The organism is Streptomyces sp. H27-H5, from assembly GCF_026627505.1.
Taxonomy (GTDB): domain Bacteria; phylum Actinomycetota; class Actinomycetes; order Streptomycetales; family Streptomycetaceae; genus Streptomyces.
Genome location: NZ_JAPNLK010000330.1, coordinates 1 through 942, shown reverse-complemented (window position 1 = coordinate 942; position 942 = coordinate 1). Strand labels below are relative to the sequence as shown.

Annotated in this window: 1 protein-coding gene; it reads left to right on the top strand. The window is 66.1% G+C overall.

What is annotated here, in order from left to right; all coding sequences use genetic code 11:
• Positions 1–93: 93 nt before the first annotated feature.
• A partial coding sequence (locus OTB19_RS43120) for a DDE-type integrase/transposase/recombinase (RefSeq protein ID WP_267804317.1) occupies positions 94–942 on the top strand: 849 nt, incomplete at its 3' end.

The window sequence follows — 942 nt, the reverse complement described above, 5'->3', positions numbered from 1 at the left end:
CAAGGCCCGCACCGTCATCGAGGTTCAGTCAAAACTCTCCGCGCTGCTCGACCAGTTCGCCACGGACAGCGCGATGAGGAACGGCGAGAGCAGGTGAGCATCCCGACGGACACGGACACGGACACGGGGCTGGATCCGGTGGCGGGCACGGTCTTCGAGGATGCCCGCGACCGGGCTCTGGAGGACCTGACGGGCTTGGTAGGCCGGGTGAAGGCGTGCTCCGCGCTCGGCGTGAGCCGGGCCACCTACTACCGTCATCACCGCCGCGGTCCCGCTCCTGTGCGGCCGCGGCGTGAGCGGCGACGGCATCCGCGGGCCCTCGGCCAGGCCGAGGAGGCCAAGGTCCTTGAGGTGCTGCGGTCGGACGAGTTCGTCGACATGGCGCCCGCCGAAATCTACGCGGTGCTGCTGGACCGTGGCGTCTACTTGTGCTCGGAGTCGACGATGTACCGGATCCTGCGCCGGCACGGCGAGGTCCGCGAACGGCGCCGGCAGGCCACTCACCCGCCGCGCAAGAAACCAGAGCTGATAGCCGAGGGCCCCAACCGGGTCTGGTCGTGGGACATCACCAAGCTGAAGGGCCCGGTCAAGGGCAGCTACTACTGCCTCTACACGATCATCGACATCTACAGCCGCTACACCACCGGCTGGATGATCGCCACGGCCGAGAACAAGGAGCTCGCCGAGCAGTTCCTGTCTTCCACCATCCTCAAGTACGAGGTGGAACGAGGACGGTTGACCGTCCATTCCGACAGGGGATCACCGATGGTCGCCGAGAACGTCGCCCAGATGATGTCGAACCTCGGCGTCACCAAGTCACACTCACGGCCGAAGACGTCGAACGACAACCCGTACTCGGAGAGCCAGTACAAGACACTGAAGTACCGGCACGACTTTCCCGACCGGTTCGGCTGCGTCGAGGACGCCCGTGCCTGGTGCGAG